The organism is Vibrio sp. 1288, from assembly GCF_033344475.1.
In genome coordinates this window covers 1-598 of the sequence record NZ_JAWPOX010000805.1, presented here as the reverse complement: position 1 = coordinate 598, position 598 = coordinate 1, and the positions used below count along the sequence as shown (strand labels likewise).

Annotated in this window: 1 protein-coding gene; it reads right to left on the bottom strand. The window is 40.0% G+C overall.

What is annotated here, in order from left to right:
- Positions 1–351, bottom strand: a 351-nt coding sequence (locus tag R8O11_RS29465) for a DUF2057 family protein (RefSeq protein ID WP_318195156.1), incomplete at its 3' end; no start/stop codon positions are given.
- Positions 352–598 lie beyond the last annotated feature (247 nt).

Sequence of the window (598 nt, the reverse complement as noted above, 5' to 3'; positions counted from 1 at the left end):
TTGTTCAAACAGCTTGTCTGCCTGACGCTTATCTCTAAAAGATGGCGCATCAATATAAAGCTCACCCGCGCCAGAACTAAAACCAAGAATGTATGGTGCAGAGTAAACTTGAGTGCGCTTGTCACCACGCCCGATAGCTTTGTTTACCTTAATAACCACTTGGTTTGAGCCATCGATGAGAGTATACGGAGTACTCAATTCATCCGTACTAACGCCATTTACAAACAGAACTTGAACACCTTGTGCGGTACTTAAAGTTACTGATACATCCGTTTTATGTGTTGTGTCTGCGTTCGCTGTTGTACCAAACAGACCAAGAAAAAACGCTACAATCCAAGTTTTTAGTCTCATATCCTAATAACCTTAAAGTCCGATTAATTACATCAAAAAGTTAAATCTCGCTTACCACTAATCACAGTTTGAGGAAATCATTAATGAAAAGCCAATCATTTCACTACAACTCGCTGTAGATAATTGGTAAGCGCACCCTCGCCTCGACAATCTAAACCCGCTTGACCTATGTATAATAGTTACTGAGTGGTCTAGACGCTTTAATATAAAAAAGGCCGCAATACATGCGACCTTTACTATATCTACT